The sequence below is a fragment of the Kitasatospora sp. NPDC017646 genome, assembly GCF_044329365.1.
Lineage (GTDB): Bacteria > Actinomycetota > Actinomycetes > Streptomycetales > Streptomycetaceae > Kitasatospora.
Genome location: NZ_JBIRJC010000054.1, coordinates 1 through 26,230, shown reverse-complemented (window position 1 = coordinate 26,230; position 26,230 = coordinate 1). Strand labels below are relative to the sequence as shown.

At 73.5% G+C, this 26,230-nt stretch carries 25 protein-coding genes and 2 pseudogenes; 14 read left to right on the top strand and 13 right to left on the bottom strand.

Annotation, left to right across the window (positions count from 1 at the left end):
• Nucleotides 1-87: 87 nt before the first annotated feature.
• The 6 genes from ACH4J0_RS38535 to ACH4J0_RS38510 all read left to right on the top strand — a co-directional run bounded on the left by ACH4J0_RS38535 (nucleotide 88) and on the right by ACH4J0_RS38510 (nucleotide 5,782).
• Nucleotides 88-1,395: a molybdopterin-dependent oxidoreductase gene (locus ACH4J0_RS38535; RefSeq protein ID WP_396245853.1), complete on the top strand. Its 1,308-nt coding sequence runs from the start codon at nucleotides 88-90 to the stop codon at nucleotides 1,393-1,395.
• A gap of 2 nt (nucleotides 1,396-1,397) precedes the next feature.
• Nucleotides 1,398-1,889: a hypothetical protein gene (locus tag ACH4J0_RS38530; protein ID WP_396245852.1), complete on the top strand. Its 492-nt coding sequence runs from the start codon at nucleotides 1,398-1,400 to the stop codon at nucleotides 1,887-1,889.
• A gap of 204 nt (nucleotides 1,890-2,093) precedes the next feature.
• Nucleotides 2,094-2,948 (top strand): S-methyl-5'-thioadenosine phosphorylase, encoded by an 855-nt coding sequence (locus ACH4J0_RS38525; protein WP_396245851.1) that lies wholly within the window; start codon nucleotides 2,094-2,096, stop codon nucleotides 2,946-2,948.
• 103 nt (nucleotides 2,949-3,051) lie between these two features.
• Nucleotides 3,052-4,419 (top strand): hypothetical protein, encoded by a 1,368-nt coding sequence (locus ACH4J0_RS38520; RefSeq protein WP_396245850.1) that lies wholly within the window; start codon nucleotides 3,052-3,054, stop codon nucleotides 4,417-4,419.
• A 54-nt stretch (nucleotides 4,420-4,473) separates the two neighbouring features.
• A complete protein-coding gene (locus ACH4J0_RS38515; RefSeq protein ID WP_396245849.1) occupies nucleotides 4,474-5,187 on the top strand; it encodes a molybdopterin-dependent oxidoreductase in 714 nt (237 codons plus the stop codon).
• Complete coding sequence (locus ACH4J0_RS38510) at nucleotides 5,171-5,782, top strand: cytochrome b/b6 domain-containing protein (protein ID WP_396245848.1); 612 nt, start codon at nucleotides 5,171-5,173, stop codon at nucleotides 5,780-5,782. Before ACH4J0_RS38515 ends, ACH4J0_RS38510 begins: the two co-directional genes overlap by 17 nt.
• An 85-nt stretch (nucleotides 5,783-5,867) precedes the next feature.
• On the opposite strand, the gene ACH4J0_RS38505 is transcribed toward ACH4J0_RS38510, so the two are convergent.
• The 3 genes and pseudogenes from ACH4J0_RS38505 to ACH4J0_RS38495 all read right to left on the bottom strand — a co-directional run.
• A complete protein-coding gene (locus ACH4J0_RS38505) occupies nucleotides 5,868-6,524 on the bottom strand; it encodes an SAM-dependent methyltransferase (RefSeq protein WP_396245847.1) in 657 nt (218 codons plus the stop codon).
• Nucleotides 6,521-7,048, bottom strand: coding sequence for a DUF2064 domain-containing protein (locus ACH4J0_RS38500; RefSeq protein ID WP_396245867.1), 528 nt, complete (start codon nucleotides 7,046-7,048; stop codon nucleotides 6,521-6,523). Before ACH4J0_RS38500 ends, ACH4J0_RS38505 begins: the two co-directional genes overlap by 4 nt.
• Nucleotides 7,049-7,144: 96 nt before the next feature.
• Nucleotides 7,145-7,858 (bottom strand): annotated as a pseudogene (locus ACH4J0_RS38495) (glycosyltransferase family 2 protein); the annotation flags it as partial.
• A gap of 152 nt (nucleotides 7,859-8,010) precedes the next feature.
• On the opposite strand from ACH4J0_RS38495, the gene ACH4J0_RS38490 reads away from it, so the two are divergent.
• Both ACH4J0_RS38490 and ACH4J0_RS38485 read left to right on the top strand, forming a co-directional pair.
• Entirely contained in the window at nucleotides 8,011-8,814 is an 804-nt protein-coding gene (locus ACH4J0_RS38490) for a response regulator transcription factor (RefSeq protein ID WP_396245846.1), read from the top strand.
• Complete coding sequence (locus ACH4J0_RS38485; protein ID WP_396245845.1) at nucleotides 8,811-9,968, top strand: sensor histidine kinase; 1,158 nt, start codon at nucleotides 8,811-8,813, stop codon at nucleotides 9,966-9,968. Before ACH4J0_RS38490 ends, ACH4J0_RS38485 begins: the two co-directional genes overlap by 4 nt.
• A gap of 2 nt (nucleotides 9,969-9,970) precedes the next feature.
• Here ACH4J0_RS38485 and ACH4J0_RS38480 read toward each other — a convergent pair whose 3' ends face one another.
• Both ACH4J0_RS38480 and ACH4J0_RS38475 read right to left on the bottom strand, forming a co-directional pair.
• On the bottom strand, nucleotides 9,971-11,026 hold the full coding sequence (locus tag ACH4J0_RS38480; RefSeq protein WP_396245844.1) for an NAD-dependent epimerase/dehydratase family protein: 1,056 nt from the start codon (nucleotides 11,024-11,026) through the stop codon (nucleotides 9,971-9,973).
• Between the two features lie 153 nt (nucleotides 11,027-11,179).
• Entirely contained in the window at nucleotides 11,180-11,362 is a 183-nt protein-coding gene (locus ACH4J0_RS38475) for a transposase (RefSeq protein ID WP_396245866.1), read from the bottom strand.
• Nucleotides 11,363-11,880: 518 nt separating this feature from the next.
• On the opposite strand from ACH4J0_RS38475, the gene ACH4J0_RS38470 reads away from it, so the two are divergent.
• The 4 genes from ACH4J0_RS38470 to ACH4J0_RS38455 are packed head-to-tail and all read left to right on the top strand — an operon-like array spanning nucleotide 11,881 to nucleotide 16,587.
• A complete protein-coding gene (locus ACH4J0_RS38470) occupies nucleotides 11,881-12,990 on the top strand; it encodes a polyprenyl synthetase family protein (protein WP_396245843.1) in 1,110 nt (369 codons plus the stop codon).
• Nucleotides 12,987-14,579, top strand: a complete 1,593-nt coding sequence (gene crtI, locus ACH4J0_RS38465) for a phytoene desaturase family protein (protein WP_396245842.1) — start codon at nucleotides 12,987-12,989, stop codon at nucleotides 14,577-14,579. The genes ACH4J0_RS38470 and crtI overlap by 4 nt, the downstream gene beginning before the upstream one ends.
• Nucleotides 14,576-15,580, top strand: a complete 1,005-nt coding sequence (locus ACH4J0_RS38460) for a phytoene/squalene synthase family protein (protein WP_396245841.1) — start codon at nucleotides 14,576-14,578, stop codon at nucleotides 15,578-15,580. The genes crtI and ACH4J0_RS38460 overlap by 4 nt, the downstream gene beginning before the upstream one ends.
• On the top strand, nucleotides 15,577-16,587 hold the full coding sequence (locus tag ACH4J0_RS38455; protein WP_396245840.1) for a DUF5914 domain-containing protein: 1,011 nt from the start codon (nucleotides 15,577-15,579) through the stop codon (nucleotides 16,585-16,587). Before ACH4J0_RS38460 ends, ACH4J0_RS38455 begins: the two co-directional genes overlap by 4 nt.
• A gap of 62 nt (nucleotides 16,588-16,649) precedes the next feature.
• Here the strand turns inward: ACH4J0_RS38455 and ACH4J0_RS38450 are convergent, their stop codons facing one another.
• From ACH4J0_RS38450 to ACH4J0_RS38430, 5 genes and pseudogenes are all read right to left on the bottom strand, one after another.
• On the bottom strand, nucleotides 16,650-18,206 hold the full coding sequence (locus ACH4J0_RS38450) for an FAD-dependent oxidoreductase (RefSeq protein ID WP_396245839.1): 1,557 nt from the start codon (nucleotides 18,204-18,206) through the stop codon (nucleotides 16,650-16,652).
• Nucleotides 18,203-19,012 (bottom strand): methyltransferase, encoded by an 810-nt coding sequence (locus ACH4J0_RS38445; protein WP_396245838.1) that lies wholly within the window; start codon nucleotides 19,010-19,012, stop codon nucleotides 18,203-18,205. The genes ACH4J0_RS38450 and ACH4J0_RS38445 overlap by 4 nt, the downstream gene beginning before the upstream one ends.
• Nucleotides 19,009-20,298: a lycopene cyclase family protein gene (locus tag ACH4J0_RS38440; protein WP_396245865.1), complete on the bottom strand. Its 1,290-nt coding sequence runs from the start codon at nucleotides 20,296-20,298 to the stop codon at nucleotides 19,009-19,011. Before ACH4J0_RS38440 ends, ACH4J0_RS38445 begins: the two co-directional genes overlap by 4 nt.
• 198 nt (nucleotides 20,299-20,496) lie before the next feature.
• Nucleotides 20,497-20,631: pseudogene (locus tag ACH4J0_RS38435) on the bottom strand (IS481 family transposase); the annotation flags it as partial.
• Nucleotides 20,632-20,871: 240 nt separating this feature from the next.
• A complete protein-coding gene (locus ACH4J0_RS38430; protein WP_396245837.1) occupies nucleotides 20,872-21,729 on the bottom strand; it encodes an AraC family transcriptional regulator in 858 nt (285 codons plus the stop codon).
• A gap of 84 nt (nucleotides 21,730-21,813) precedes the next feature.
• Between ACH4J0_RS38430 and ACH4J0_RS38425 the strand changes: the two genes are divergently transcribed.
• Nucleotides 21,814-22,626, top strand: coding sequence for a sulfite exporter TauE/SafE family protein (locus ACH4J0_RS38425; protein ID WP_396245836.1), 813 nt, complete (start codon nucleotides 21,814-21,816; stop codon nucleotides 22,624-22,626).
• Between the two features lie 529 nt (nucleotides 22,627-23,155).
• Here ACH4J0_RS38425 and ACH4J0_RS38420 read toward each other — a convergent pair.
• Nucleotides 23,156-23,881 carry a TMEM175 family protein gene (locus ACH4J0_RS38420; protein WP_396245835.1) on the bottom strand — a complete coding sequence of 242 codons (726 nt, stop codon included), beginning with the start codon at nucleotides 23,879-23,881 and terminating at the stop codon, nucleotides 23,156-23,158.
• Between the two features lie 343 nt (nucleotides 23,882-24,224).
• A complete protein-coding gene (locus ACH4J0_RS38415) occupies nucleotides 24,225-24,629 on the bottom strand; it encodes a hypothetical protein (protein WP_396245834.1) in 405 nt (134 codons plus the stop codon).
• Nucleotides 24,630-24,731: 102 nt separating this feature from the next.
• Here ACH4J0_RS38415 and ACH4J0_RS38410 point away from each other — a divergent pair, with 102 nt between their 5' ends.
• Nucleotides 24,732-25,766 (top strand): LuxR C-terminal-related transcriptional regulator, encoded by a 1,035-nt coding sequence (locus ACH4J0_RS38410; RefSeq protein WP_396245833.1) that lies wholly within the window; start codon nucleotides 24,732-24,734, stop codon nucleotides 25,764-25,766.
• Nucleotides 25,767-26,078: 312 nt separating this feature from the next.
• Here ACH4J0_RS38410 and ACH4J0_RS38405 read toward each other — a convergent pair.
• A partial coding sequence (locus ACH4J0_RS38405) for a hypothetical protein (RefSeq protein ID WP_396245864.1) occupies nucleotides 26,079-26,230 on the bottom strand: 152 nt, incomplete at its 5' end.

The window sequence follows — 26,230 nt, the reverse complement described above, 5'->3', positions numbered from 1 at the left end:
GCCGCCGATCCGCTGCGGCGCCTCACCCGGGCCGGCGGCAGCACCTGGCGCGGCGCGGTCCGGGCCGTTGAACGATCCCGTGCCGCGGTGGGTGCCCGACTGTCGGCGTTCGCCCGTGGCCTCGGGCAGGCGCCCGCACCACCCGGACCGTTCCGCCCGGGGTTCTGGCGCAGTCCGATCCGGGGACCCTGGCTGACGTCGGTGTTCGGGCTGGTGCTGCTCGTCGGGCTCCCGGTCCTCTTCGTGACCGGAGCCCTGTCCTACGCCGCGTACAACCCGGACCTCGGCCTGCTCAACGACCAGACCCCGGACAAGGGCGTGCTGGGCTTCTACCTCTTCGACTGGCCCACCCACCCGTCCTGGCTGTACCGGCTCACCCAGGGCGTGCACGTGACGCTCGGCGTGACCCTGGTGCCGGTGGTGCTGGCCAAGCTGTGGTCGGTGATCCCGAAGCTCTTCGAGTGGCCGCCCCTGCGCAGCGCCGCCCACGCGCTGGAGCGGCTGTCGCTGCTGATGCTGGTCGGCGGGGTCGTCTTCGAATTCGTGACCGGGATCCTCAACATCCAGCTCCACTACGTCTTCCCGGGGTCCTTCTACGTCCTCCACCTCTACGGCGCGTGGGTGTTCATCGCGGCGTTCGCCGTCCACGTGGCCCTCAAGCTGGCAACGATGGTCCGCGCCCTGAAGTCGCGTTCGCTGCTGGGGGAGTTGCGCACCGGCCTCGCCGACACCAGGCCCGAGCCGCCCGACGCCGACGGCCTGGTGGCGGTCGCCCCCGACGCCCCGACGATCGCCCGGCGCGGCGCACTCGCGCTGGTGGGCGCAGGGTGCCTGGTCCTGTTCGCGGTCACCGTGGGGCAGAGCATCGGCGGCCGGCTCCGGACCACCGCACTGCTGGCACCCCACAACCGCGAACCGGGGGAGGGTCCGAACGGCTTCCAGATCAACAAGACGGCCGCCTCCGTCGGCGTCTCGTCGGCGATGGTCGGTCCGCACTGGCGGCTGGAGCTGTACGGCGCCGGGCCGGCGCAGTCGCTCTCCCGTGAGCAACTGCTCGCGATGTCGCAGCAGTCGGCCTGGCTGCCGATCGCCTGCGTGGAGGGCTGGTCCACCGCGGACCAGCACTGGAGCGGGCTCCGGCTTGCCGACCTCGCCGCCATGGCCGGTCTGCCCGAGGCGTCGAGCGTGCTGGTGGAGTCGGTCCAACCGCCCGGGCCCTACAGCTCCGTGGTGCTGCGCGGCAATCAGATCCGCGACCTCCGCTCCCTCCTCGCCCTCAGGGTCAACGGAGCCGACCTCTCCCTCGACCACGGCTATCCCGCCCGGATCATCGTCCCCGCCAACCCCGGTGTGAACAACACCAAATGGGTCCGCCGACTCACCTTCAGGACGTGACCATGGCCCGACTTGCCCGACTTGCCCGCCTCACCCGCTGGTACGGCGCCGGCCCGATGCACCTGCTCGTTCTCCTCGCGTCCCTCGCGCTCACCGGGTACGCCGTCGAGCGACTCGTGGCCGACCGGCCTCTCGCGGTGGCGATCTGGTTCGTCGGCGCGGCCGTCGCCCACGACCTGATCCTGCTGCCGCTGTACTCACTCGCCGACCTCTCGGCCCGGGCCGTGCTCCGCCACCGCCGGGAACGGGCTGCCACGGTGGAGTGGATCAACCACCTCCGGGTACCGGCCTTCCTCTCCGGTCTCCTGCTGCTCGTCTGGTTCCCGCTCATCCTCGATCTGTCCGAGCCCTACCCGGGAGCCACCGGGCTGTCGGCGGACGTCTACCTCGGCCGATGGCTCGCGATCACCGGGATCCTGTTCGGCGCGGCAGCCGTCGGCCTGGCACTCAGGCTGCGCGCCGCCCGTCGAACCGGGCGACGCGAGCCGCGATGAGCGGCACCCGCAGTGGCACCCCACTGAAGCAACGGAAGCACTGCGGCGACCCGGAATACCGCTGACCGGACGCCGGCCGCCGGCCGGGAGAGCGGGCCTCCGCGCGTGCACGGCGTCCGCGAATCGTAAGGCTGTGATTCACGGAGTCCGCCGTGGCCGGCTCCTACAGTGGCCGGTACGTTCTTCCTCTGAGAGGTGGTAGAGATGACGGCGCATCAGGAAGAGCCGCGGGCCGAGGTGGGTGTGATCGGCGGTTCGGGGCTGTACGCGCTGCTGGACGAGGTGACCGAGGTGCGGGTCGATACGCCGTACGGTCCGCCCAGTGACGCGCTGTTCGTGGGGGAGGCGGCGGGGCGGCGGGTTGCCTTCCTGCCCCGGCACGGGCGCGGCCACAGGCTGCCGCCGCACCGGATCGACTACCGGGCCAACCTGTGGGCGCTGCGCTCGCTGGGGGTGCGGCAGGTGCTCGCGCCGTGCGCGGTGGGCGGGCTGCGGGCGGAGTACGGCCCTGGCACGCTGCTGGTGCCGGACCAGTTCGTGGACCGGACCTCGGGGCGGGTGCAGACCTTCTACGACGGGCTGCCGCTGCCGGACGGTTCGGTGCCCGAGGTGGTGCACGTGTCGATGGCCGACCCGTACTGCCCGGCCGGGCGGCGGGCCACGCTGGAGGCGGCGCGTGGGGCGGCCTGGGAGCCGGTGGACGGCGGGACGCTCGTGGTGATCGAGGGCCCGCGCTTCTCCACCCGGGCCGAGTCCCGCTGGTTCACCGCCAACGGCTGGTCGGTGGTCGGCATGACCGGGCACCCCGAGGCGGTGCTGGCGCGTGAACTCGGGATCTGCTACACCTCGGTGGCACTCGTGACCGACCACGACGCCGGTGTGGAGGCCGGCGAGGGCGTCACCCAGGCCGAGGTGCTCAAGGTCTTCGCGGGGAGCGTCGACCGGCTGCGCACGGTGCTGTTCAAGGCCATCGGGATGCTGCCCACCGACCGCGCGTGCGTCTGCTCGCGCGCCCTGGACGGCCTCACGACCGGCCTTCCCGAAGTCCCCGGAGACTGACCGCTCCGGACCGGTGACGCCACCACCGCGCGGTGCTTACCGATTCCGAACGGCGGCCCCGCCGGTGCCGACGGCGGGCAGGTACCGGTGGCAGGGTGGGCGCGTGCTCACCCGTACTTCCCTGACCTGCGCCCTCGCGGTCGCCGCCCTCGCGGCGGCCCTCGCACTGACAGTGACCAGCGGCGGGACGCTCGCCGACCGGTCGCCGCTCTACGACTGGTACGCGCTCGACGCCGCGCTCTTCGTCCTCGCGCTGCTCCTGCTGCGGAAGGTGAGCCGCCGCCACGTGGTGCCGCTGGTGCTGACCGGGAGTGTCCTGGTCGCCGCGGCCGGGCTGCTGGCGCCGCCGCGTACCAGCGACGACGCCTACCGGTACGTGTGGGACGGGCGGGTCCAGGCGGCCGGGCTCTCCCCGTACGCGTACACCCCGGACGACCCGGCGCTGGTCCGGCTGCGCGACGCGGGCCTGTTCCCGGTGGGGGACGGCTGTGCGACCTGGGACGAGCGGCGGACGGCGGCCGGGGACTGCACCCGCATCAACCGGCCGGCCGTGCACACCGTCTACCCGCCGGTCGCGGAGGCCTGGTTCCTCGCCGCGCACCCCTTCGGTGGCGGGGTGCGCGGCGTGCAGGCCGCCGGTGCGCTGCTGGCGGTCGTCACCACCGGTGTGCTGCTGGCGGTCGGGCGGGGCAGCGGGCGGGCGGCGCTGTGGGGGTGGTGTCCGGGCGTGACGGTGTGGGCGGTCAACGACGCGCACGTGGACACCCTCGGCGCGCTCCTCATGGTGGCCGGGTTGGGCTGTGCGGCCCGCCGCCGGGCCGGTGCCGGGGGTGCCCTGCTCGGGGCGGCGGTCGCGACCAAGCTGCTGCCGGCTCTCGCCCTGCCCGGTGCGGTGTCCGGGCTGCTGGCCCGGCGGCCGACGAAGGGCGACCTGCTGGTGCTGGCGGTGGCCCTCGGGACGTTCGTGCTGGCCTACCTGCCGTACGTCGCCGTCTCCGGTGCCGGCGTCCTGGGCTACCTGCCCGGGTACCTGCGGGAGGAGGGGTACGAGCAGGGGCACCTCGACCGGTTCGGGCTGCTGCGGGTGGTGGTGCCGGACCGGTGGGCCGCGTGGGCGGCCGCCCTGGCGCTGGGCGCCGTGGTGCTGTGGGTGCTGCGGCGCGGTGATCCCCACCGTCCGTGGCGGGGCGCGCTCCTGGTGACGGGGAGCGCCCTGCTGCTGGTCGCGCCGAGCTACCCCTGGTACGGACTGCTGGTGGTGGCCCTGGTGGCGCTCGACGGGCGGTGGGAGTGGCTGGCGGTCCCGGCGGCCGGACAGGCGCTCTACCTGGTGGGCGGGCCGGAGGCGCAGCGCACCGCCTACGCGCTCGCCCTGGCCTGCGTCCTGGTGGTGCCGGCGCTGCGCAGGCTCGTGAGCGCCGCGCCGGTCCGCACGGCGCGCGGTGCGGCGCCGGAGATGACGAAACCCTGACGGAACACCTCCGTCACTGGCCGAGGCCCGGGCCGACCTGGTCGAATCGGAGCCGTGGACAGAAAAGCGGAACACCCCGAGGGCACGCCCGTGGGCCGGCGGGTCGTGCTCGGGTTGCTCGGGCTAGGCGCTGTGGGCGTCGCGGCCGGACCGTACCTGCAGCGGGCCGAGTCGTCGTTGGCGCAACGGGACCCGAGCGGCCTGAGCGGGCTGCTGCCGGGCAACAACGGCTTCCGGTACTACTCGGTGGTGACGTCCGTCCCCGAGCGGGACGCGACGAACTACACCCTCACCGTGGACGGACTGGTGGAGCGCCCCGCCAGCCACCGGCTTTCCGACCTGCAGGCGATGCCGCAGCGGCGGCTGGTCAAGGACGTCCAGTGCGTGACCGGCTGGCGGGTGCCGGACACCCCGTTCGAGGGGGTGCCGCTGGCCCACCTCCTCGACGCCGCCGGGGTCAAGCCGGGAGCCAAGGCCGTACGCTTCAGCTGCTTCGACGGCGCGTACACCGAGAGCCTCACCCTGGACCAGGCCCGGCGGGACGACGTGCTGGTCGCACTGCGCATGCAGGACAAGCCGATCACCCACGACCACGGCGGGCCGGTGCGGCTGTACGTCGCGCCGATGTACTTCTACAAGTCCGCGAAGTGGCTCTCGGGCATCACCGTCACCGACGCGGTCCAGCCCGGGTACTGGGAGGGCAACGGTTATGACGTCGACGCCTGGGTCGGCCGGTCGAACGGGCGGGACGATGCGCCGACGAGCTGAACTGATCCTCCGCTTCACCCACGCCGAACGCTGGGTGCACCGTACGACCGCCGCGCTGACGGGCGTCTGCCTGGCCACGGCCGCCTGCCTCTACCTCGCGCCGCTCGCCGAACTGGTCGGCAACCGGCCGCTGGTCGTCACCGTGCACGTGTGGTGCGGCCTGGCGCTGCCCGTGCCGCTGCTGCTCGGACTCGCCTCCCGGGCGGTGCGGGCGGACGTCACCCGGCTGAGCCGGTTCACCCCGGCGGACTGGCGGTGGCTGCGGGCCGTGCGCGCCCGAGCGGCGCACCGGCCGGCCGGGAAGTTCAACGCCGGGCAGAAGCTCTACGCGCAGTGGACCCTCGGCTCGATGCTGGTGATCGTCGGCACCGGGCTGCTGATGTGGCTCACCCACCTCGCCCCGCCGTCCTGGCGGACCGGCGCGACCTTCGTGCACGACTGGCTGGCGGCCGCCATCGCCGTCGTGGTCGCCGGGCACATCCGGATGGCCTGGCGGGACCGGGAGGCCCGGCTCGGGATGCGGACCGGCCTGGTGGAACGGCACTGGGCCGAGCGCGAGCACCCGCAGTGGCAGGCCACCGACGCCGAGCGGTAGGCGAGCGGCACCGTGCTGGCGCCCCTGGACCGTGCCGCCCGTCATCGGCCGCGTCCAGGGGCGCTCGCCCTTTGCGAGGCGCGGTTCACCCCTTGCGTAGCGCGAGGAAGTGGCGGCCGTGCGAGGTCCAGCGCTCCGCCTCGACGAGGCCCGTGGTGCGGGCCCGTCGCAGGGTGGCGGCCGCGCCGAGACGGGCCCAGGGGAACGGCGGGCCCAGGCGGCCGTCCGGGCCTTCCACCCGGACGACGGCGCGTTCGTCCACCTCCTCCGGCTCCACCTCCACCAGCAACAGCCCGTTCGGTGCGATGAGTTCGGCGCCCCGGCGGAGCAGGGCGTCGGGGTCGCCGCCGATGCCGAGGTTGCCGTCGGCGAGCAGCGCGGCGCCCCAGCGGCCCTCGGCGGGCAGGCGGTCGAACACCGATCGGCAGAGCGCCGGACCGCCGAGGTGCCGGGTGCGCGCCACGGCGGCGCCGGTGATGTCGACGCCGAGCGTCGGGACGCCGAGGGCCAGCAGAGCGGCGACCAGGCGGCCGGGCCCACAGCCCAGGTCCACCACCGGCGCGTTCACCCGCAGGCAGCGCCGCAGCAGGCTGTGGTCGCTCGCGGCGGCGGGCGCGCACCAGCGTTCGACATCGAGGGGGATGCGCGCCCCGTCCTCCTGGCGCAGCCACAGCGGGCCGCGCCCGGCGCGGACGGCCTCGGCGAACGGATCGTCCACCCACGCGGTGGCCGGGGCGGTCATCCGGCCGTCCCCGGTGCGGCGTCGATCGAGCGCAGGCACGCGGCGAACGCGGTCTGCGGTGCCTCGGCGGCGACCCGGCGCGCGTCGAGGATGGTGTCCACGTCGGTGGCCCGGTCGAGGTGGTGGACCGTCAGCCCGTCGGCGATGAGGCGGTCGAGCAGGGCACGCCCGGTGTCGGGCGTGGACATCGGTACGCCCAGCAGGAGCCGCCGGGCGAGTCGCCCGGTGGGGTGCGCCAGCCCGAGGGCCCAGAACCCGCCGTCGGTCGCGGGACCGTACCAGGCGTCCACGCCCGGGCGGCGGGCGGCCGACAGCGGCTCGGCCAGCGCGGCCGCGTCCAGCTGCGGGGTGTCCATGCCGACCAGCAGAGCGGGTGCCCGCGGGGCCACCCGGGCGGCGTGCGCGAAGGCGGCGGCCAGGCGTTCGTCGAGCCCGCCCGCGCACTGCGGCACCACCTCCCATCCCGGTGGCAGCCACCCACCCGGTTCGCCGTCCAGCACCAGCAGCCGCCGCCCGGCGGGCATCCGGCTCAGGGTGGCGAGGGTGTCCGCGATCGCGGCTCCCGCCAGTGTCGCCGCCTGCTCGGGGGTGCAGGGCGGGGTGAGGCGGGTCTTCACCCGCCCGGGCACCGGAGACTTCGCGATGACCAGCAGGGTGGGCGGCGCTGCGGCCAGGACGGCCCGCATGTCCCGTACGGCCTGCCGGGTGCCGCGCAGCGTCCCGGTCACCTTGGAGCGGCCGGTGCGGGGCAGGTAGTCGACGGCGGTCTCGGCGATCCGCAGCCCGGCCGCCGAGGCGGCGAGCACCATCTCCAGCGGATAGCCGGAGCGGCGGTCTCCCAGTCCGAGCGCGAGCAGCCGCTCCCGGTGCGCGGCGCGCATCGGCCCCAGGTCGTGCAGCGGCGCGCCGGTCCGGGCGCGCAGGCGGCGGGCCAGGAGGGCGTTGGCGAGCCGGGCGTGCGCCGGCCAAGCGCCGGCCCCCGCGGCGCGGCGCCGGCCGAGCACGAGGTCCGCCGCGCCCGCCGCGACCGGAGCGGCGACCCGCGGCAGTTGGGCCGGGTCGAGCGAGCCGTCGCAGTCCATGAAGCAGACCAGTTCGGCGGTCGCGGCGAGGAGTCCGGCATGGCAGGCGGCACCGAAACCGCGTCGGTTCTCCGTGACGACGGTTGCGCCCAGGGCGCGAGCCAGTTCCGCGGAGCCGTCCCGCGAACCGTTGTCCACGACGATCGCCCGCCAACCGGCGGGCACGCGTCCGAGCACCCAGGGGAGGGCCTCGGCCTCATCGAGGCAGGGCAGGACGACATCAGCGACAAGGGGAGGGATCACGTCGGCCACGCTAACCGCGGTCGGGCCCGTCGAAGCCGAACCGCGCCCTTACGGAAGTGCGACGTCCGGGCACCGCTGGCCCGTTCGGGGGATCTTACGGAACCCGGACGTCGGACCCGGCGTGGCGCTCGGCGCTCGCCGGGGCTCGTATCCTCGGCGGGGTGAACGAGAGCCCCGCCACCCCAGGACCGCCGTGCCCCGGCCGCATTCTGGTGATCGACGACGACCCGACCGTGGCCGAGGTCGTCGCCGGCTACCTCACCCGGGCGGGCCACCGGGTCGACCGCGCTGCCGACGGCGACGGGGGCCTTGCCCTGGCCCGAGCCCATCGCCCGGACCTGCTGGTCCTGGACCTCATGCTCCCCGGCATCGACGGCCTGGAGATCCTGCGCAGGTTGCGCGCCTCCGAGGACGGCGCCGGGCTGCCGGTCGTCCTGCTCACGGCCAAGGGCGACGAGGCCGACCGCATCCTCGGCCTGGAACTGGGCGCGGACGACTACGTCACCAAGCCCTTCAGCCCGCGGGAACTCGTCCTGCGGGTCCAGTCCGTGCTGCGCCGCTCACGGGCCGCCGCTCCCGCGTCCCCCGTCGGCGGCCCGGTGGTCTCCGGAGACATGGCGCTCGACCCGCAGGCCCGCCGTGTCCACCGCGGTGGGCGTGAACTGCTGCTCACCCTCCGGGAGTTCGACCTCCTGGCGTTCCTCCTCCGGCACCCGCAGACGGTGTTCTCCCGCCAGGAGCTGATGGAACGCGTGTGGGGCTGGGACTTCGGGGACCTGTCCACCGTCACCGTCCACGTCCGCCGACTGCGCGAGAAGATCGAGGACGACCCGGCCGCGCCGGTGCTGATCACCACCGTCTGGGGCGTCGGCTACCGCTACGACCCGGCGGCCGGGCAGGCGGGCGGCCCGGCAGCGGACCAGCAGCGCGGCCCGGCAGCGGTGCGGGAGGGTGGCCCGGCGTGAAGGACCTGCTGCTGATCGCCCTGTTCGCCGCGCTCGGAGCCGGCGGGGCCGGTCTGCTCGGCTGGGCGGCCGTCCGGCTGCTGCGCCGGCGCTCGCTCGCGCTGGCGCTGTTCTGCGTCGCCGCCGTCACCGTGCTGGCGGTCACCTCCGGGACCTTCGCCGTCGCCCAGGCGATGTTCCTGTCCCGGCACGACCTCGGGGTGGTGATCACGGTGCTGGCGATGGCCTCGGTGGTGTCGCTGGCGACCGCCGCGCTGCTCGGCCGCCAGGTCGTGGCCGGGGGCAGGGCGCTGACCGCGGCCGCCCGGACCGTGGGCAGCGACGCCGGGTTCACCGCGCCGGAGCCCCCGCTCGGCCTGGAACTGGCCCAGCTCAGCGAGGAACTCGCCGCCACCAGCGCCCGACTGGCCGAGTCGAGGGCCCGCGCGCAGGCCCTGGACACCTCCCGCCGGGAGCTGATCGCCTGGATCTCGCACGACCTGCGCACCCCGCTGGCAGGGCTGCGCGCCATGGCCGAGGCGCTGGAGGACGGCGTCGCGAAGCATCCGCAGCGGTACCTGCAGCGGATGCGGACCGAGGTCGAGCGGCTGACCGGGATGGTGGACGACCTCTTCGAGCTCTCGCGCATCCAGGCGGGGGCGTTGGCCCTGTCGCTGTCCCGGGTGTCCGTCTACGACCTCGTCGACGACGCGCTCGCCGGGGCCCATGCCCTGGCGCGGAAGCGCGGTGTCCGCCTGGAGGGCCGGCAGGTCGCCGCCGAGCCCGTCGAGGTGGACAGTGGCGAGATCACCCGGGTGCTCGGAAACCTCCTGGTCAACGCGATCCGCTCGACCCCCGAGGACGGCGTGGTCGCGGTCTCCGCTCGCCGGGAGGCCGACGAGGTGGTGCTGTCGGTCACCGACGGCTGCGGCGGCATCCCGGAGCAGGACCTGCCCCGGGTGTTCGAGACGGGGTGGCGCGGCAGTGCCGCCCGCACCCCCAGGCCGGCCGACCAGGGGAATCCGCGGCAGCGGAGCGAGGGCGGGGGCAGCGGTGCCGGGCTCGGGCTCGCCATCGTCCGCGGCATCGTCGAGGCGCACGCCGGGCGCGCCCGGGTCCGCAACGTCGCCGGGGGCTGCTGCTTCGAGATCGTCCTTCCCGCCGCGCGAACCTGAGGTCACGCGCGCAGTGGCGCCGCCGCGAACTCCGCCATTCCCTCGGTGAACGGGACCCGGGCACGCCAGTCGAGCTCCTCGCGGAGACGGGAGGAGTCCGCGGTGATGTGCCGGACGTCGCCGAGCCGGTACTCGCCGGTCACCACCGGGGCCGGACCGCCGTGGGCGGCGGCCAGCGCCCGGGCCATCTCCCCGATCGTGTGCACCTCGCCGCTGCCCACGTTGTAGGCCCGGGCGCCGCCCAGCGGCCGATCTCCGACCGCCGTGAGCGCGGCCAGGTTGGCGGCGGCGACGTCCTCGACGTGGACGAAGTCCCGCCGCTGGCCGCCGTCCTCGAACACCCGGGGCGCCTCGCCCCGGGCCAGGGCGGAGCGGAACAGCGAGGCCACTCCGGCGTACGGTGTGTCGCGCGGGATCCCCGGCCCGTAGACGTTGTGGTAGCGCAGCGTCAGAACGCGGCCTCCGCAGGCTCGGGCCCAGGCGCTCGCCAGGTGCTCCTGGGCCAGCTTGGTGGCCGCGTACACGTTGCGCGGATCGGTCGGAGCGTCCTCCGTCACCAGCTCGGGGTGCAGTGGTGCGCCGCACCGCGGGCACGGCGGCTCGAACCGGCCGCCGTCCAGCTCGTCCGGGCGGCGCGGACCGGGCGAGACGTCTCCGTGCACCGGGCACCGGTACCGGCCCTCGCCGTAGACCACCATCGACCCGGCGAGCACGAGGTTCCGTACCCCGGACTGCGCCATCGCGGCAAGCAGGACGGCGGTGCCCAGGTCGTTGCAGCCCGCGTAGGCGGGCGCGTCGTTGAGATCCAGCCCCAGGCCCACCATCGCGGCCTGGTGGCAGACCGCGTCCACCCCGGCCAGTACCTGCCCGACCGCCGCCGCGTCCCGCACGTCCCCGTGCCGGAACTCCACCCCGGCCGGCAGTGCCAGCGCCGCCCCCGAAGGGTGTACGGCGGTCAGCAGCGCGTCCAGGACGCGCACCTCGTGACCGGCCGCCACCAGCGCCCGCACGACCGTCGAACCGATGAACCCGGCGCCGCCGGTGACCAGAATCCTCATGCCCGCCGACGCTACCGGCCGCGGACCGCGCAGCCACCGAAGGCGGCCGCCGCGTCATCCATCGGTAAGAAGCAGCAGCCGGCCATCGGCTCGGTCCTCTCGCCCGATCGAGCCGATCCCTCGAAATTGGGGCTCTCCTGCCTGATGTGTGGGTCAGGCTGTCGTGGGTTGTCGTCCTGGGAGAGTAGGGCGGGGGCCTGCGAGGGTGAGCATGACCAGGGCGATGACGGCGTCGGCGGACTGGAAACCGAAACCGCGCCGGATGATCAGGCGGGTCTTGGTGTTGGTGCTCTCGATCAGTCCGTTGGACAGGCCGGTGATCAGCGCGGAGCGGATACTGAACTTGATGTTCAGGCCGGCCTGGGTGAGGCAGCCGTCGATCAGGATTGGGTTCCGCTGCCATTGGGCGGTTCTAGCCCAGAAGCGGATGAGACGGACAGTCCAGTCGGCGATCGAGGGCGGAGCACTCTCCTCCTATCGGGCGTAGCGTCACGAAAATCGGAAGAGAGGCTGCGGGAACGGTACGAATCGACTGGCCGCCACGGGAAGGGGGCTTCGGTTCCCGCCGCCGCGGCCCCGCCGCGGCGGCGGATATGCCGATGGAGGGCCTTCGGACACCAGAGGGGGGAATCGTGCGCCGCGGACGACTGGAGCATCGGGATCCGGGATAGACGAACAGGTCCTGACTCCGCCGTGGCCGCGCGGCGGCCCGGGGCCCGCATGCGGACGGGACCCGGAACGTGACGTGGAAAGCGAGCCCGATGTCCTGTCCGTCCTCGCCGGCGGCGCCGGCCTCTTCGCCCGGCTGGCCCTGGCCTGCGCCCGCTGCGGGGCCCCTGTGCACGATCGAGGGGGTGGACCTCGATGTGCCGGGAGCGGTCGGCCGGGTGCTCGACGAACACTTCGACCGGTGGGTCGTACGGGCTGCTGCCGCCGACGAGACGTTCGCCGCTGACATTGCCCGCCGGGTGGCGGAGTTCACCCGGCGCGGTGGCAAGCGGACCCGGGCGCAGTTCTTGTGGTGGGCGATGCGCGCCTGCGGCTCCGGGGACGTGCCGGGCGACGCGGCGCTGACCGCTGCCGCCGCGGTGGAGCTGTTGCAGACCTGCGCGCTCGTTCAGGACGACGTCATGGACGGCTCCGTCAGACGCCGTGGAGGACAGGCACTCCACGCGGACGTGGCCGCTCAGTACGCGCCTGGTGCCGGTGTCCGGCCGGCGGGGGACCTGGGGGCGTGCGCGGGCATCCTGGCCGGGGACCTCGCTCTCGTATGGGCCGACGACCTCGCCATCGCCGCGCTGGCGCAGGTGCGCCCGCAGCGGCGCGAACAGGTGCAGGACATCTGGTCGGAGCTCCGCCTGGAGCTGGTGGCTGGTCAGTACCTGGACTTTCACGGCCAGGTGACCCGCTCCCGTTCGCCAGGGCGAGCGATGCGAATCGCGTGCCTGAAGAGCGCGATGTACTCGGTGGAACGACCCATCCACCTAGGTGCCGCGCTGGCCGGTGCCGGCCCGCAGCAGGTAGGGGCCCTGCGCCGGGCTGGCCGTTGCGCGGGTATCGCCTTCCAACTCAGGGACGACCTCGACGGGGTCTTCGGAGACCCGGTGGACACCGGCAAGCCCTGCGGTGATGATGTGCGGGCGGGGAAGCCTACGTTCCTGGTCGCGGTGGCCCATGCCCTGGCCGTCGCACGCCGCGACGGTGCGTCCTTGGAGGTGCTGCGCCGGTGCCTGGGCGATGCGGACCTGGACGACGGTGATCTGGCGGAGGTCCGGCGGGTGCTGGTCGCCACCGGGGCCCGGGCGGCGGTCCAGGCCCGGATCGAGCGCTTGTCCGAGCGCAGCCTGGAGCACCTGGAGCGGGCCCGGCCGCAAGCTCCGGGCGCCGAACGGCTGGCGGCCCTGCTGAGGGCGGCGGCGGGGTTGACGCGTGGTCCGCTCCGCGGTGAAGAGGACGGCGCATGAGCCGCGCGGTGCCGGCGGCCGATCATGTCGTCGTCGTGGGAGCCGGCCTGGCCGGGCTGTCGGCGGCCTGCCATCTGATCGGGGCGGGACGGCGCGTCACCGTGGTCGAGCGGGACGATGCGCCCGGCGGGCGGGCCGGTCGCATCCGGCGCGGCGGCTACCTCTTCGATACCGGCCCTACCGTGCTGACCATGCCGCACCTAGCCGACGAGGCGTTCCGGGCCGTCGGCACCTCGCTGCGCGAGCACGTCGAACTGCTGCCGCTGCACCCCGCCTACCGGGCCCGCTTCGCGGACGGCAGTGCGTTGGACGTACATACGGACGCGCAGGCGATGGAGGCCGAGGTGGAGCGCTTCGCCGGGCCCGGGGAGGCTGCGGGCTACCGGGAGCTGCGCCACTGGCTCACCAGGCTCTACCACGCGCAGATGCGGCGCTTCATCGACAGCAACTTCGACTCGCCATGGCAGTTGCTCAACCCGGACCTGGCCCGTCTGGCGGCGCTGGGCGGGTTCGGCCGACTCGCCCCGAGGATCGGGCGCCACTTGGGCGACGAGCGGCTGCGCCGGGTCTTCTCCTTCCAGTCCCTCTACGCCGGGGTGGCGCCGGCCCGGGCGCTGGCCGCGTACGCGGTCATCGCCTACATGGACACCGTGGCCGGGGTGTGGTTTCCCCGCGGCGGCATGCACGCCCTCCCCCGGGCGATGGCCGGGGCCGTCGCGGCGGCGGGTGCCGAGTTCCGATACGGGAGCACGGTCGTGCGTCTGGAGCGGTCGGGTCGGCGGGTGACGGCCGTCGTCACGGACCGCGAGCGCATTCCGTGCGACGCGGTCGTGCTCACGCCTGACCTGCCCGTCACCTACCGGCTGTTGGGGCGGGCGCCCCGCCGGTGGGTGCCGTTGCGGTTCTCGCCGTCGGCGGTGGTCCTGCACCTGGGCACCGACCGCACCTGGCCCCAGCTGGCGCACCACACCCTGTGGTTCGGCCACGCCTGGGAGCGGACCTTCGAGGAACTGACGCGGGCCGGAGTGCTGATGACGGACCCTTCGCTGCTGGTCACCCGTGCGACCGCCACCGATCCGTCGCTCGCTCCGGCCGGCCGGCACACCCACTACGTCCTGGCGCCTGCACCCAACACCGTCATCGGCCCCGATGCGGCGGCGTGGGACGACCTGGCGCCGGGCTATCGCCGCCACCTGCTCGACACCCTGGAGCAGCGCGGGCTCACCGGAATCGGAGGGGCCGTCGAAGAGGAGTTGCTGGTGACCCCAGCCGACTGGGCGGCCCTGGGGCATGCGGCGGGCACGCCCTTCTCCGCAGCCCACACGTTCACCCAGACCGGTCCGTTCCGGCCGCGCAACCTGGTGCGGGGGCTGGAGAACGCGGTGGTGGCCGGCTGCGGCACCACCCCCGGCGTCGGCGTTCCCACCGTGTTGATCAGCGGGAAGCTTGCCGCCGCCCGCATCACCGGAACGCCGCGCCCGGCACGCCCGGGCCGCCGCGTTCCGGGGGCCGCCAGGCCGGTTGGCGGCAGTGCGGCTCCGGGCCCACCGGGCCCGCTCCCCTCCTCGTCCGAAAGGAGCCGCGCATGACGGACCGTGAGCTGGACGCCGCGGGCATCACGGCGCCGGCCCTGCGCGCGGCGTACGCCGCCTGTCGCGATCTCAACGCCCGGCACGGGCGCACGTACTTCCTGGCCGCCCGGCTGCTACCGGTGGAGCGCCGGTGCGCGGTCCACGCCCTGTACGGCTTCGCGCGCTGGGCGGACGACATCGTCGACGGGCTGGACCGGCGCGAGACGCCTGCCGAACGGGACCGGCTGCTGGGGCTGCTGGAGCAGGACCTGGGGGTGGGCCTGCGGGGCGGCGGCGCCGACCAGCCGGTGGTGCGGGCGGTCGCGGACACGGCCGACCGGTACGGCATCGACAGGCGGTTGTTCACCGACTTCCTGGCCTCGATGCGCGCCGACCTCACCGTCACCGACTATCCGACCTACCAGGACCTCTACCGCTACATGCACGGTTCGGCGGCGGTGATCGGCCTGCAGATGCTGCCCGTCCTCGGGACGGTCACGGGCCGGGCCGAGGCCGAGCCGTACGCAGCGGCCCTCGGGGTGGCGTTCCAGCTGACCAACTTCCTGCGTGACGTGGGTGAGGACCTGGACCGCGGCCGGGTCTACCTGCCCGGTGACCTGCTCGCGGCCCACGGGGTGGACCGGCCGCTGCTGGAGTGGAGCCGCCGCACCGGCCGTGACGACGCACGCATCCGGGCCGCCCTGGTCGCCGCCGCCGGGCTGACCCGCGGTGTCTACCGGGACGCGGAGCCGGGCATCGCGATGCTGGAGCCCCAGGTCCGGCCCTGTATCCGCACCGCCTTCGTGCTCTACGGCGGCATTTTGGACGCGATCGCCGGTGACGGGTACGCGGTGCTGCACCGGCGTTCGGCGGTGCCGCTGCGGCGGCGGGCGGCGGTCGCGGCGGCGGGGCTGGCGCGTGTTCTGGCCGCCCGGGCGTCGACCACCGCGGGCAGTTCCTCCCCCACCGCGCCGCGCCGCGGTTCGGCGGCCCCGGACGGCCGGAGGGCAGCGCGGTGAACGCGTCGTCAGAACGTCGTTGGACCTCGCCGCTGCGGCTGCGCCGGGGCCCGGCCTGGGCGCGGCAGGAGCCGTCGTGGCGAGCGGCGAAGCCCGCGCTGATCACCGCCGCCCTGGCACGGGCGACGGCCCGGCCGTTCGGGAACTGGTACGTCGTCGGCCCGGCCCGGAGCATCGCCGCCCGCGGTCGGCCGTGCGGGCGCCTGGTCGGTGGGACGGAGGTGGTGCTGTGGCGGGACGGCTGCGGGACGCTACGGGCCGGATCGGGGATCTGCCCGCACCTGGGCGCACCGCTGAAGGACGGCCGCGTGGTGTGCGGCACGCTGGTGTGCCACTGGCACGGTCTGTCCATGGACGGCGTCGGGTCCACCGGGTGGGAGCGCTACCCGGTGTACGAGGACGGGGTCCTCGCCTGGGTGCGGCTGGACGCCGTCGGCGGCGAGAAGCCGACGCGGCGGCCGGCGGTGCCGCGGCGCCCCGCCCTGGAGGGCGCCGTCACGGCGGTGTACACCGGGCTGGGGCGGTGCGAGCCGGAGGACGTGGTGGCCAACCGGCTGGACCCGTGGCACGGCTCCTGGCTGCACCCTTACGCGTTCGCGGACCTCAGGGTGGTGGAGGTGCCGGACGTCGCAGGGGACGGGGACGACGGGTTCGTCGTCGACGTGTCGTTCCGGGTGGCGGGACGGCTGGTCGTGCCGGTGCGTGCGGTATTCACCGCGCCCGGGCCCCGCACCGTCGTGATGCGCATCGCCCGGGGCGAGGGGGCCGGGTCGGTGGTGGAGACCCATGCCACCGCGCTCACCGCCCCCTCCTGCCCCGCCCCGCGTACGGCGGTCGTTGAGGCGGTGGTCGCCGTGTCCGGGCGGCGCGGCTTCGCCGTGGCCCGGGCGCTCGCTGCGGTCCTGAGGCCGGTGGTGCGCCGTACGGCCGGCCGGCTGTGGCGCGACGACCTGGCCTACTCGGAGCGCCGCTGGGCCCTGCGCAGCACCGGCCGCTTCCCCGGCTGAGCGCCCGGAGCGCCGGTCGGCCCGCGACCGCTCGGCCCGGTGACCGGTCGGCCGGTGACCGTTCAGCCGGCCGCCCGGCGGGCCAGGGCGCGCAGCGGGCGGCAGCGGCCCGCACGGGGGACGGACCACAGGGTCTGGCCAGCCACACCCCAGCGCGCGAGCAGGGCGTTGGCGGCCTGGAAGCCGGTGGTGGCGGCGCGTTCCATCAGGGCGACGGGAAGGTCGGTGCGGACCAGGTCCCCGGCGAGGACGACGGCGGGGTGCGGGGTGGTGATGTCGGGGCGGCGGGGCCATCCGCCGACCGGAAACACCGGGCAGTCGCCGCGCCATTCGTGGCGCACGTCCACGCGACGGGCGCCGCGGGCCTCCGGGTAGACCTCGTGCAGCAGGGCCGTCATGCGCTCCTGGACCGCTTCGCGGTCGGCGTCCTCGTCCACGGCGTAGGCGTGCAGTTCGACCACCGACCCGCCGGTGCGGGCAGCCCACCGCGCCGCTTCCCCCTCCCAGCGGTCGAGGACGCTGACGTTGTCCAGTCCGTCGTAGCCGCTGGTGCCGAGGAAGCCGGGCCGGTGGGCGGCGAGCGGGCGGTCCAGCCAGAGCCGGGAGACCAGGAAGGGTGGCGCGCTGCGCAGGTCGGCGATGCCGGCGCGCCACCGCCGGTCGCCCAGGTGCTCCGAGGCGGCGACCAGGCGCTGCAGGCCGTCGGTGTCCAGGGCCAGGACGACGGCCTGGTGGCGCTCGGCTCCCCGGGACGGGGTCACCACCTCGACGTCACCGCCGGGCAGCGGCCGGACCTGGTCGACGGGGGACGCGATGCGCAGATCGGCGCCGAGGCCGGTCAGGTAGTCGGCGAGGGGCTGCCACAGAGCCTGCGGGTAGGGCTCGGTGGGGACGTCGAACAGCAGTCCTTCGGAGGATCCGAGGAAGTAGATGTGGAACATCAGCAGCAGTTCGGCGGCGGACAGGTGGCGAGGGTCGGTGAAGAAGCTGCGGGAGAAGACCTCGAAGGCGAGGTGGTGGGCGGCGTGGGGGAAGTTGATGCTCTCCAGGAAGTCGTGGGCGCTCGTGCCGTCGTACCGTTCGAACACCTCCGGGACGCGGACGTCGAGCAGCGGCAGGGCCGCCCGTGCGTTGAGGGCGGCCAGGTCGCGCAGGCCGAAGGTGGGGCTGAGCAGGACGAATCCGGCTGCGCTCAGCGGAGGGGTGCGCGGTACCCGGGCGAAACTGTCGGTCAGACCGCAGCGGTGGCGCAGCGGGTAGTCGGGCAGGGCGGCCAGTCGGGTGAGCCCCGGATCGGTGCGCCGCAGCAGGCCGCGCAGGTTGTAGTACTGGCGGAAGAAGGCGTGGAAGCCGCGGCTCATGGTCGCCGTCGAGCCGTCGGCGAGGCGGGTGGACCAGCCGGCGACCCGTCCGCCCAGGACGGGCTCCCGTTCGTGGAGGGTCACCGCGATCCCGCGTTCGGCGAGCACGGTCGCGGCTGCCAGCCCGGCGATGCCGCCGCCGACGACGGCGACCCGGGGCGGTTCGGCTCCGGGGAAGCGGGCGTGGCCCGGTGCGGCCGGCACCGTTTCGGCCCGGCGGTCGCGGCCGCGCCGGGCGGCCGGCGTCGTGTTCCTCACGCGTGCGCCTCCGGGTGGGCGGGGCCCGGGCGCGCCGGGGCGGCGCCGTGCGGGGCGGCGGCCGGGCGGGGGCGGGTAGCGAGGAAGGTGTGGACGATGCCGGTCTGCCAGCCGGCCACCGGCAGGGTGCGCACCGGTGCGAATCCCGCCCGGACCAGGCGGGCGGCGAAGTGCGGGGCGGTGTCGAAGTCCAGGACGCTGCGGCGTAGGTGGCGGTACAGGGTGCGGTCGCCGGTGAGTGCCCCGGCGGGCTCGATGACTGTTCGGCAGACGGCGTTCCACAGCATCCGGTGCGCCGTCGAGCCGCTGAGGCTGTACTCGTGGACGGCCAGGCGGCCGCCCGGTCTTAGCAGGGTGTGCACACCGGAGAGAACAGCGTCGGGGTCGGTGGTGTTGCGGAACAGGTATGCGGCGAAGACCGCGTCGTAGTGCTGTCCGGGGCGACGGGCGGTGTGGTCGGTGGATGTGGTGGCGGTGCCCAGCAGGTGTTCGGCGGTGCTGCGAAGGAAGGTCGTGTTATGCGGCCAGGGCTTCGCGGCCGCCTGTGCCAGCATGCCGGCGGAGGCGTCGACGGCGGTGATCCGGGCGTGCGGCGCGGCTTCGAGCAGCGCCCGGGTCGAGGCGCCGGTGCCGCAGCCGAGGTCCAGCACGTGCAGGCCGGCACCGCCGTCGGGCAGGCGCAGTCGGCGGGCCGAGCGGCGCAGGGCGGCGAGGTGGCCGGGGTTGAGGGCGGTCAGCAGGTCGTAGGCCGGCGCGGCGTGGTCGAAGGCACGGGTGAGGTCGCGGTCGCGCAGGAGCGACGTCAACGGTTCTCCTCAAAGGCGTCGGGGGCTGCTTCGGGTCCGGTGCCGGGCAGGGCGCGGCGGGGCAGCAGGGGCAGTTCGGCGGCGCAGCGCAGCATCGGGCCGACGGGGCAGCGCAAGCCGATGCGCAGTTCCTCGGCGGGGGTGCTCCTGCCGTCGAGGAATCGCAGGACCTGGACGGCGGGGGTGCGACGGAACAGGTCGGTGAAGAAGCGGGGGCCGTCGATCCGGCCGGTGTCCAGGGCGCGCAGCAGGACGGCGTCCATCGCCAGGGACCGTCGGCGGTGGGGCGCGGGTGCGGGTGCGTTCCGGTGGGGCGCCAGAGGTCGGCTGAGGGCGGAGGCGATAGCCCGGCTCTGGCGCTGGATGGCGGAGAAGGTGTAGCCGGTGGCGGGGCGGGTGGCGCCGCCTGCGGCGCCGATACGCACGTGTGTGGGCCCGGCACGGCGGGGGAAACGGGCGTCCGTCATGGGGATGACACCCTGTTCGACGTCCTCCACGGTGAATGCGCCCAGGCCCAGGATGCGGTGGGCGTAGTCGTGCAGCGCGTGCTCGTATTCGGCGGTTGTCATGGGGCGCCGGGAGAACTGGGTGTACTCGACGAGGGCGCGGTCGGGGGCCAGCGGCAGGACGTAGCCGAAGGCGAGGCCGCGGTCGGGCTGCGGGAGGCGGAAGTCCATCAGGTGGGCCGTGCCGGGGTCGAAACGCGGGCGGGCGGTGTGCACGAACCAGCCGCGGAAGTGCTGGAGGAGGGTGGTCCGGGCCAGCGGAGGCCGGACGGGGGGTCTGGAGTCGAACACGTACCGGGCGTCGAGGGTGAGTGGCCGGCCTGCGGGGTCGGTGGCGACCACGCGGGCACCGGGGCGTCCGTCCGGCCTGGTTTGCACCCGGTGTACGGTGGCCCGCAGGATCCTGGCCTCGGGGTGGGCGCTGAGGCGGCCGCGGACCAGTTCCTCGAACGCTGTGGAGCGCAGCATCCGGTAGCGCAGTGGGGCGGGCTCCACTTCAACGGCGTTCCCGTCCGGGCCGGTGATCCGCAGCCGGGACCACTGGGCGGCGATTGCTTCGTCGTACTCCCCCGGTCCGTCGTCCCAGAAGCACCAAGTCCGCGGCGGCGGGCGCAGCCGGCCCTCAGGGGTCTCGACGACCACCAGGTCGAGCCACGCGCCGGCCCGGCGCCCTTCACATCCGTGTCCGACCAGCCAGTTGGCGAGGCTGAGTCCGGCGGCTCCTCCCCCGATGACCACCAGGCGAAGGGGCTCGTCTCCGGTGGTCCTGCTGAACCTCAACTTGCCTCCACCTTCCGGCTGGACGGAGTCTTCCGGCTGTCGGCGCCCGGACCGTCCGGCAGGTCGGTCGCCGGGCGTGCCGGGCAAGCATCGTCCCAGGCACGCGGCGGTGTCGACGGCGTTGTGGTGTTCCGGGCGTGTCACCTGCGGCGGATCCTTGCCCGTCCACGTCCGCCTGCACCAGGCCGGGGCATGCAGAAGGGCATCGCGCCAGGCCCGTGAGCGGTAGCAGGAGCCATTGTCGGTCCGCATGCACGGGACGGTGATCCCAGGCCGGGCGAAGAACTCCCGGGCGCGGGTCCAGAACGCGGTGGCGGTCTCCTTACGCTCGTCGCGGGCAGGATCTCGCTGCACCTTGCGCAGACTGGCCATCGCCCCCAAAGACACGGCGCCGGCCTGAGCCTGTACGCGGTCCTCCGCGAACTCCAGGCCCTCCTGGCCACCTGGACCGGCGCCTGCTCCATATGCGGCCAACCCGCCCCGGAACCCGAACCACACCACCACACCTAACAAAGCCCTACTAGTAGTTGCGGTACAGGAAATCCCGGTGAGATTGATCTTGCCGGGGTTCGCCTACTCCGCAGGGCGCTTCGAGCTGGCGGGGGACGGCGTCGGCGCGCAACTCCCGTAGGTCGGGGATGTGCCGGCCCGGCGTGGGCTACCGCCTTGGCCACTCCTGGTGAAACGGGACGGCGGCAAGCCGAAGGCGCGGGCGAAAGCGACGGTGAAAGCGGCTGGGGAGGCGTAACCGAGGCGGCCGGAGACCTCGGTGACGGACGCGGTGCGCAACAGCGGGACCGCCGCGAGCAGGCGGGCACGGGCCCGCCAGACGGCGGGGCTGACGCCTGTCTCCGCGCGGAAGCGCCGGGTGAAAGCCCGTTCGCTCTGGGCCGTCCGCCCCGCCCAGACCGCGTTGGTGATGGCGACGTCCGGTGCGGCCAGGTACTCCCGGCACAGTTCCGCCAGGTCGGTGGAGGGCGGAAGCGCGACGTGGAAGGGGAGCGGGGTGCGCGCGGCGATCTCGTGCAGCAGGAGCGCGGCGATGCACCCCTCCCGCCCCGACAGGCTGTAGTCGGCCTCGAACTCGGTTGCACTCAGCAGGAGTTCACGCAGCAGTGGTGGCACGTCCACGACCGTGCAGGTGGCGGGCCACCAGGGAATGGTGTCCGGCTCGATGTAAAGGCTCCGGGTGCTCACCCCCAGCATCCGGACCCGGTGCTGGGTGGCGGCCGGAATCAGGACGGCACGCTCGGGCGGGACGGTCCAGGTGCCCGCAACGGTGTCGACGACCATGACCCCGGTGGCGCCGTAGAGGAACTGTGCGCGGCGGTGCTCGTGCCAGTCCAGCAGGTGGCCCGGCGGGTAGTCGGTGCCGATCGGCAGGACGGCCCGTTTCACGTGGTCGACTGCGCCCAAAAAGACGTTCCTCACCTCACCACCGTACTGGCTGAGACACGAAGGAACAGTGCCGATCTTCGCATGCGAGAAGGGCGACGGCCCTGGTGGGATGGTCCCGTGGACGTTGTGATGTTGATCGGGATCGGACTCCTCACCGGGGTGACGACGGTGTTGTTCGGGTTCGGCGGCGGGTTCGCCGCGGTCCCGGTAGTGGTGTGGGCGGACGCCGCGCTCGGCGCGGACGCAATGCGGGTGGCGACGGCCACCTCGGCCCTGGTGATGGTGGTGAACGCGGCGTTCGCGACCGCCGTCACACCCCGGCAGGTGCTCGGCGCCCTCCGGGGCAGCACCGGGCTGCTTCTCCCGCTGGCGGCCGGCGCCTCGGTCGGTGCGCTCGCCACCCGCCTCGCCCCACCGGCGCTGGTCCTCTGGTTGTTCGTCGCGTACGTGGCCATCACCATCGTCGACCTGCTGCTGCGGCCCGGCTTCCTGCGCCCCCGCACACACATCGGGGAGCCGGCGGGCGGACGGCGTCCGCTGCCGGCTGTTCTCGGCGCACCTATCGGCGCGGTCGCGGCCTTCCTCGGCGTAGGAGGCAGCGTCATGACCGTCCCCGCGATGCGGCGCGCCGGGCACACGATGCACGTGGCGAGCGCGCTAGCCAACCCCCTCACCTTGGCCATCGCGCTCCCGGCCACCGCGGTCTCGCTCAGCGGCGCCGGGCTCCCGACCTCCGCCGATGCACACGTTCGCCTGGTGGGCCTCGTCGACCCCAGTGCCGCCGCAGCCCTGCTTGTCGGTGCCCTGCCGGTCATCGGAGTGCTGCGTCGGCGCCCACCGCGCATCCCCGACCAGATCTACGCCTGGGCGTACGTCGGGCTGCTCACCGTGGTGGTGGCGGCGATGTTGCTGTCGGACCTCTCACGGTGACGGCGTGACCGGTACGGGACACGGGCCAGTCACCAAGACGGTGGCCGGCGCGGCGCTGCCATGGCACCGCCAGTGAGTGACGGGAGAATTGCGTCCGCCTCAGCCGGAACAGCCGTCGGCCGGAGGATTAAGGACGGGCTCTCACCCTGCGCACCGGTGCGCGCACCGACGATGCGCCCCGCACCGCGATGCGCACAGACGGCGCGCCAGGTTAGGTCGGCCGGTGCGGACCCCTTGACGAGATGCGCCGCACCGCAGATGCACCCGGTGTCGAGTGGAGAATCAACCCTTCTCGGGGTTCGCGATCGGCGACGTTCTTCCTGGGTCACGTTCGCTACCACCCGCATGTCGGACGGCACCTTGGTGAGGACGTGTTCGATGTTCACAAGGCACCACAGCACCCATGTTCAGTCCGTGTGGTTGCCGGAAGGTCGAGCTCAAGAGCTCGGGCTGGGGGCGTCCGCTGCACATGAGGCGGGGCGATCGTCCCGGCGGGAGGGGGCCGCGACGCCACCGGTCGTTCCCGTGGTCAGCGGGCGGTGCGCCGGCGTCGGAGACGCGCCAGCCTCGGTAGGGCGGCGAGCAGCAGCAGGCTGTAGTACTGCAGGACGGGTACGGCTAGCGCGATGGCGAAGGCGATGACCAGGGCGAGGACGTTGAGATAGCTCTCGGTGTACAAGTCCTCGGTCCTCCGGCGGTCCGCCTGGCCATCTTCCTCGAGGAGTGCCGGGGTGGTTTTCAGGATCCTCAGCATCGCGAACCGGCAGACCATGCTGGCCAGGAGGGTCGAGTAGTAGAACGCCCCCACGAATCGGTCGCGGCCGAAGGCGCCGAGCATCTCCGTCGGTAGAGGAAGTACGACGACGGAGAGCAGCCACCCCATGTTCCATACCATCAGGGAGCGGGTGAGCTTCGTGACCGATGAGAAGGTCCGGTGGTGCTCCCGCCAGATGTTCGCGATGACCGCGAAGCTGAGCAGGAAGCTCCAGATCTGGTCGAGGTGACCGGTGATCACCTCGCTGGCGTGCTCGTGGGCGGACGCGGCTTCTGGGACGAGGTCCACCAGCGGCAGGATCAGCAGGGTGATGGAGATCGCGGTCACCGCGTCGGTGAAAAGCACCAGACGCTCCCCCGGGACACCCCCCTCGATCCTGTCCGGCGCCGGAACCGACGGCTCTGCCGGGTCGGCCCCTCCCCTCTCGGTCTCGTCGATGACGCCACTGACACCCATGCGTTTGCACCTCTCGCTTGTCATGCTCACAACACCTGCTGTCGCGACCGGACTCTGCTGGTCGTGGACGTTCCAACGAACAGCGCGCACGCTACCCATGGCCACAGCAGGAAGTTGACGGGTTCCCAGCCGCTGGTCCCCTGCGCACGGGGCGGTCTTGTCGCGGCGCGGCAGGAGCCAGCGCTATGGAGGAGGTGCCGGACGTCCTCCCCCGGTAAAAGGGACTGCCGACGCGTTGCCACTACGAGCAGCGTGGCCATACATGCGTGGGCCGCCCGACAAAGACCGCCCCGACCCTCGCCCCAGCCGCTACACTCTCCACGCCCAAGCCGTTGACCAGCACTGATGGATAAGTCCGGATGAAGTACTAGACGAGTGGCTTGCGTTCGGGCCACCACCGCTGGACGGCCTCGACGGTTGTCGATGGGCTCACGTTGAAGCAGAGCTTCGCACCGGGTGCCAGTTCGTGGGTGGTGTCGACCAGGGCCTCGAAGAGCGGGGTCAGCGCCGGGTCCAGCCGGACGCCGGCGCCGATCATCACGATGTCGTAGTCCTTCCGGGACAGCGCGGCGCGGTAGACCGCCTCGGCCGTGCGGCCGTAGTCGAGCAGGCAGACGTCGACGGTGAAGCCGAGTTCCTCCAGCCGGGCCCGCCCGGCGGCCACGCCTGCCCGGACCGCTTCGGCGTCGATCTCGGGGAACGCCGCCCGCGACGAGGGCGCGTCGTCTACCAGCGCGGGATCAAGTCCGACGGTGAGCATGGACGGGGACATGCCGCGATACCTCCTGTGCCTTTGTCTTCCGGTTTCCGGACTGAGGGTAGGCATCAGGGCAGCCGCGCGGGCATCCCACACTTCTGGGGTATCGTTCGGCCGGTGAGTTCCCCAGTGGCCCGGCGCGAGACCGTGCGTGATATCGAGGCGATCTGCCGTCTCGACCTCGGCTCCCGGGAGCTGCGACGCCGGATCGCCGAGCGGCTGACGCGGCTTGTCCCGGCCGACTCCTACTGTTTCGGCACGATCGACCCCACAACGTTGTTGATCACCGACGACGTGAGTGCCGGGCTCACACCGGCCGCGGCTGCAGCCGCCGCGCACAACGAGTACCTGGTGGACGACGTACTGAAGTTCGCGACGCTCGCCCGCTCCGAGGTGCCCGCAGGCACGCTCGGTGCGGCCACCGGCGGTGACCCGGAGTCCAGCCACCGGTACCGTGCTGTGCTCCCGATGATCGACGCGCGGCACGAGTTGCGGGCGAGCTTCGTGGTGGACCGCCGGTGCTGGGGCGCCATCGCCCTGTTCGGCGGCGGTGGGCGGCCCGATTTCACCCCGGCCGACGTCGACGTTCTGCGGCGGCTGTCCGCCCCGGTGGCCGCGGCCCTGCGCCGGGCCGTCCACCGGGCGCCCACCGACTCCGCTCCCGGCCCGGCCGAGGCGGGTGTGCTCCTGCTCGATCAGGACCTGCGGCTGCTCTCGGAGAATCCGGCCGCGAAACTCTGGCGGGACGAACTGGCCTGGTCCGGGGCGGAGCTGCCCATCGCGGTCCTGGAGGCCGCCGCACGGGGGAGAGGCACGGCGCTGCCGGCCTACGGGCGGATCCGTGGCCGGTCGGGCCGGTGGCTCTCGGTCCACGCCTCGCCGCTGAGCGGTGGCGAGTACCCGGCGCCCCTCGCCGTGACGATGCACCCGGCGCCGGCCGCCGACGTGGCCGAGGTGCTGCTGCTCGCGTACGGGCTCACGCCGCGCGAGCGGGACGTCCTGGCGAGGGTCGTCGCCGGCCTGCCCTCGCGGGCCATCGCCATGGAACTGCATATCACCGCAGCCACCGTGCAGGACCACCTGAAGAGCGTCTTCGCGAAGACCGGTGTCCGCAGCCGCCGCGAACTGGTAGCGACCATGCTGGACCTATGAGCCAACGGTTCCACGGTTCCGCTTGCCACGACCCAACTCGTGTGAATCCTTTGCGCCGCCCGCCGGCTCTTGCTGATCATTTCAGGATGAGGTTCTGAGGTCGTCTCAAGCAGATGATGCTGCAGGTGAGTTGGAGTAGTGCGAGGTGTAGGTCGGCGCGTATCTCGTAGCGGATGCGGAGTCGTTTGAACAGGTGGAGCCAGGCGGTTGGGTCGGCCGCGCGGCGAGGTGCCTGACTGAGCAGGTCCCTTTCCGCGCGGCCTCCCGCCGAACCGGACATGACGGTTTCCCTGTCATCCGGCTCTCCAGTGATCACGGCGTGTGTGATCCGGCCGTTCGTGCCTCGTGAATGCGGTCATGGCAGGCAGTGCAGGCCACCAGGGTCTTGCGCCGCCGGTCGAGCATGACGCGCGCCCAGTCGGACGGCGGCCATCCGGCACGAGCGGGATCGGCAAGGGCCCGGA

What these genes read in the sequence shown, in the direction of transcription:
- ACH4J0_RS38460 (WP_396245841.1), top strand. Translation starts at nt 14,576, where the DNA reads ATGACGGACCGTGAGCTGGACGCCGCGGGCATCACGGCGCCGGCCCTG.
- ACH4J0_RS38480 (WP_396245844.1), bottom strand. Translation starts at nt 11,026, where the DNA reads ATGAGGATTCTGGTCACCGGCGGCGCCGGGTTCATCGGTTCGACGGTC.
- ACH4J0_RS38500 (WP_396245867.1), bottom strand. Translation starts at nt 7,048, where the DNA reads ATGCCCGCCGGGCGGCGGCTGCTGGTGCTGGACGGCGAACCGGGTGGG.
- ACH4J0_RS38420 (WP_396245835.1), bottom strand. Translation starts at nt 23,881, where the DNA reads ATGACAAGCGAGAGGTGCAAACGCATGGGTGTCAGTGGCGTCATCGAC.
- ACH4J0_RS38505 (WP_396245847.1), bottom strand. Translation starts at nt 6,524, where the DNA reads ATGACCGCCCCGGCCACCGCGTGGGTGGACGATCCGTTCGCCGAGGCC.
- ACH4J0_RS38415 (WP_396245834.1), bottom strand. Translation starts at nt 24,629, where the DNA reads ATGTCCCCGTCCATGCTCACCGTCGGACTTGATCCCGCGCTGGTAGAC.
- ACH4J0_RS38530 (WP_396245852.1), top strand. Translation starts at nt 1,398, where the DNA reads ATGGCCCGACTTGCCCGACTTGCCCGCCTCACCCGCTGGTACGGCGCC.
- ACH4J0_RS38510 (WP_396245848.1), top strand. Translation starts at nt 5,171, where the DNA reads ATGCGCCGACGAGCTGAACTGATCCTCCGCTTCACCCACGCCGAACGC.
- crtI (WP_396245842.1), top strand. Translation starts at nt 12,987, where the DNA reads ATGAGCCGCGCGGTGCCGGCGGCCGATCATGTCGTCGTCGTGGGAGCC.
- ACH4J0_RS38525 (WP_396245851.1), top strand. Translation starts at nt 2,094, where the DNA reads ATGACGGCGCATCAGGAAGAGCCGCGGGCCGAGGTGGGTGTGATCGGC.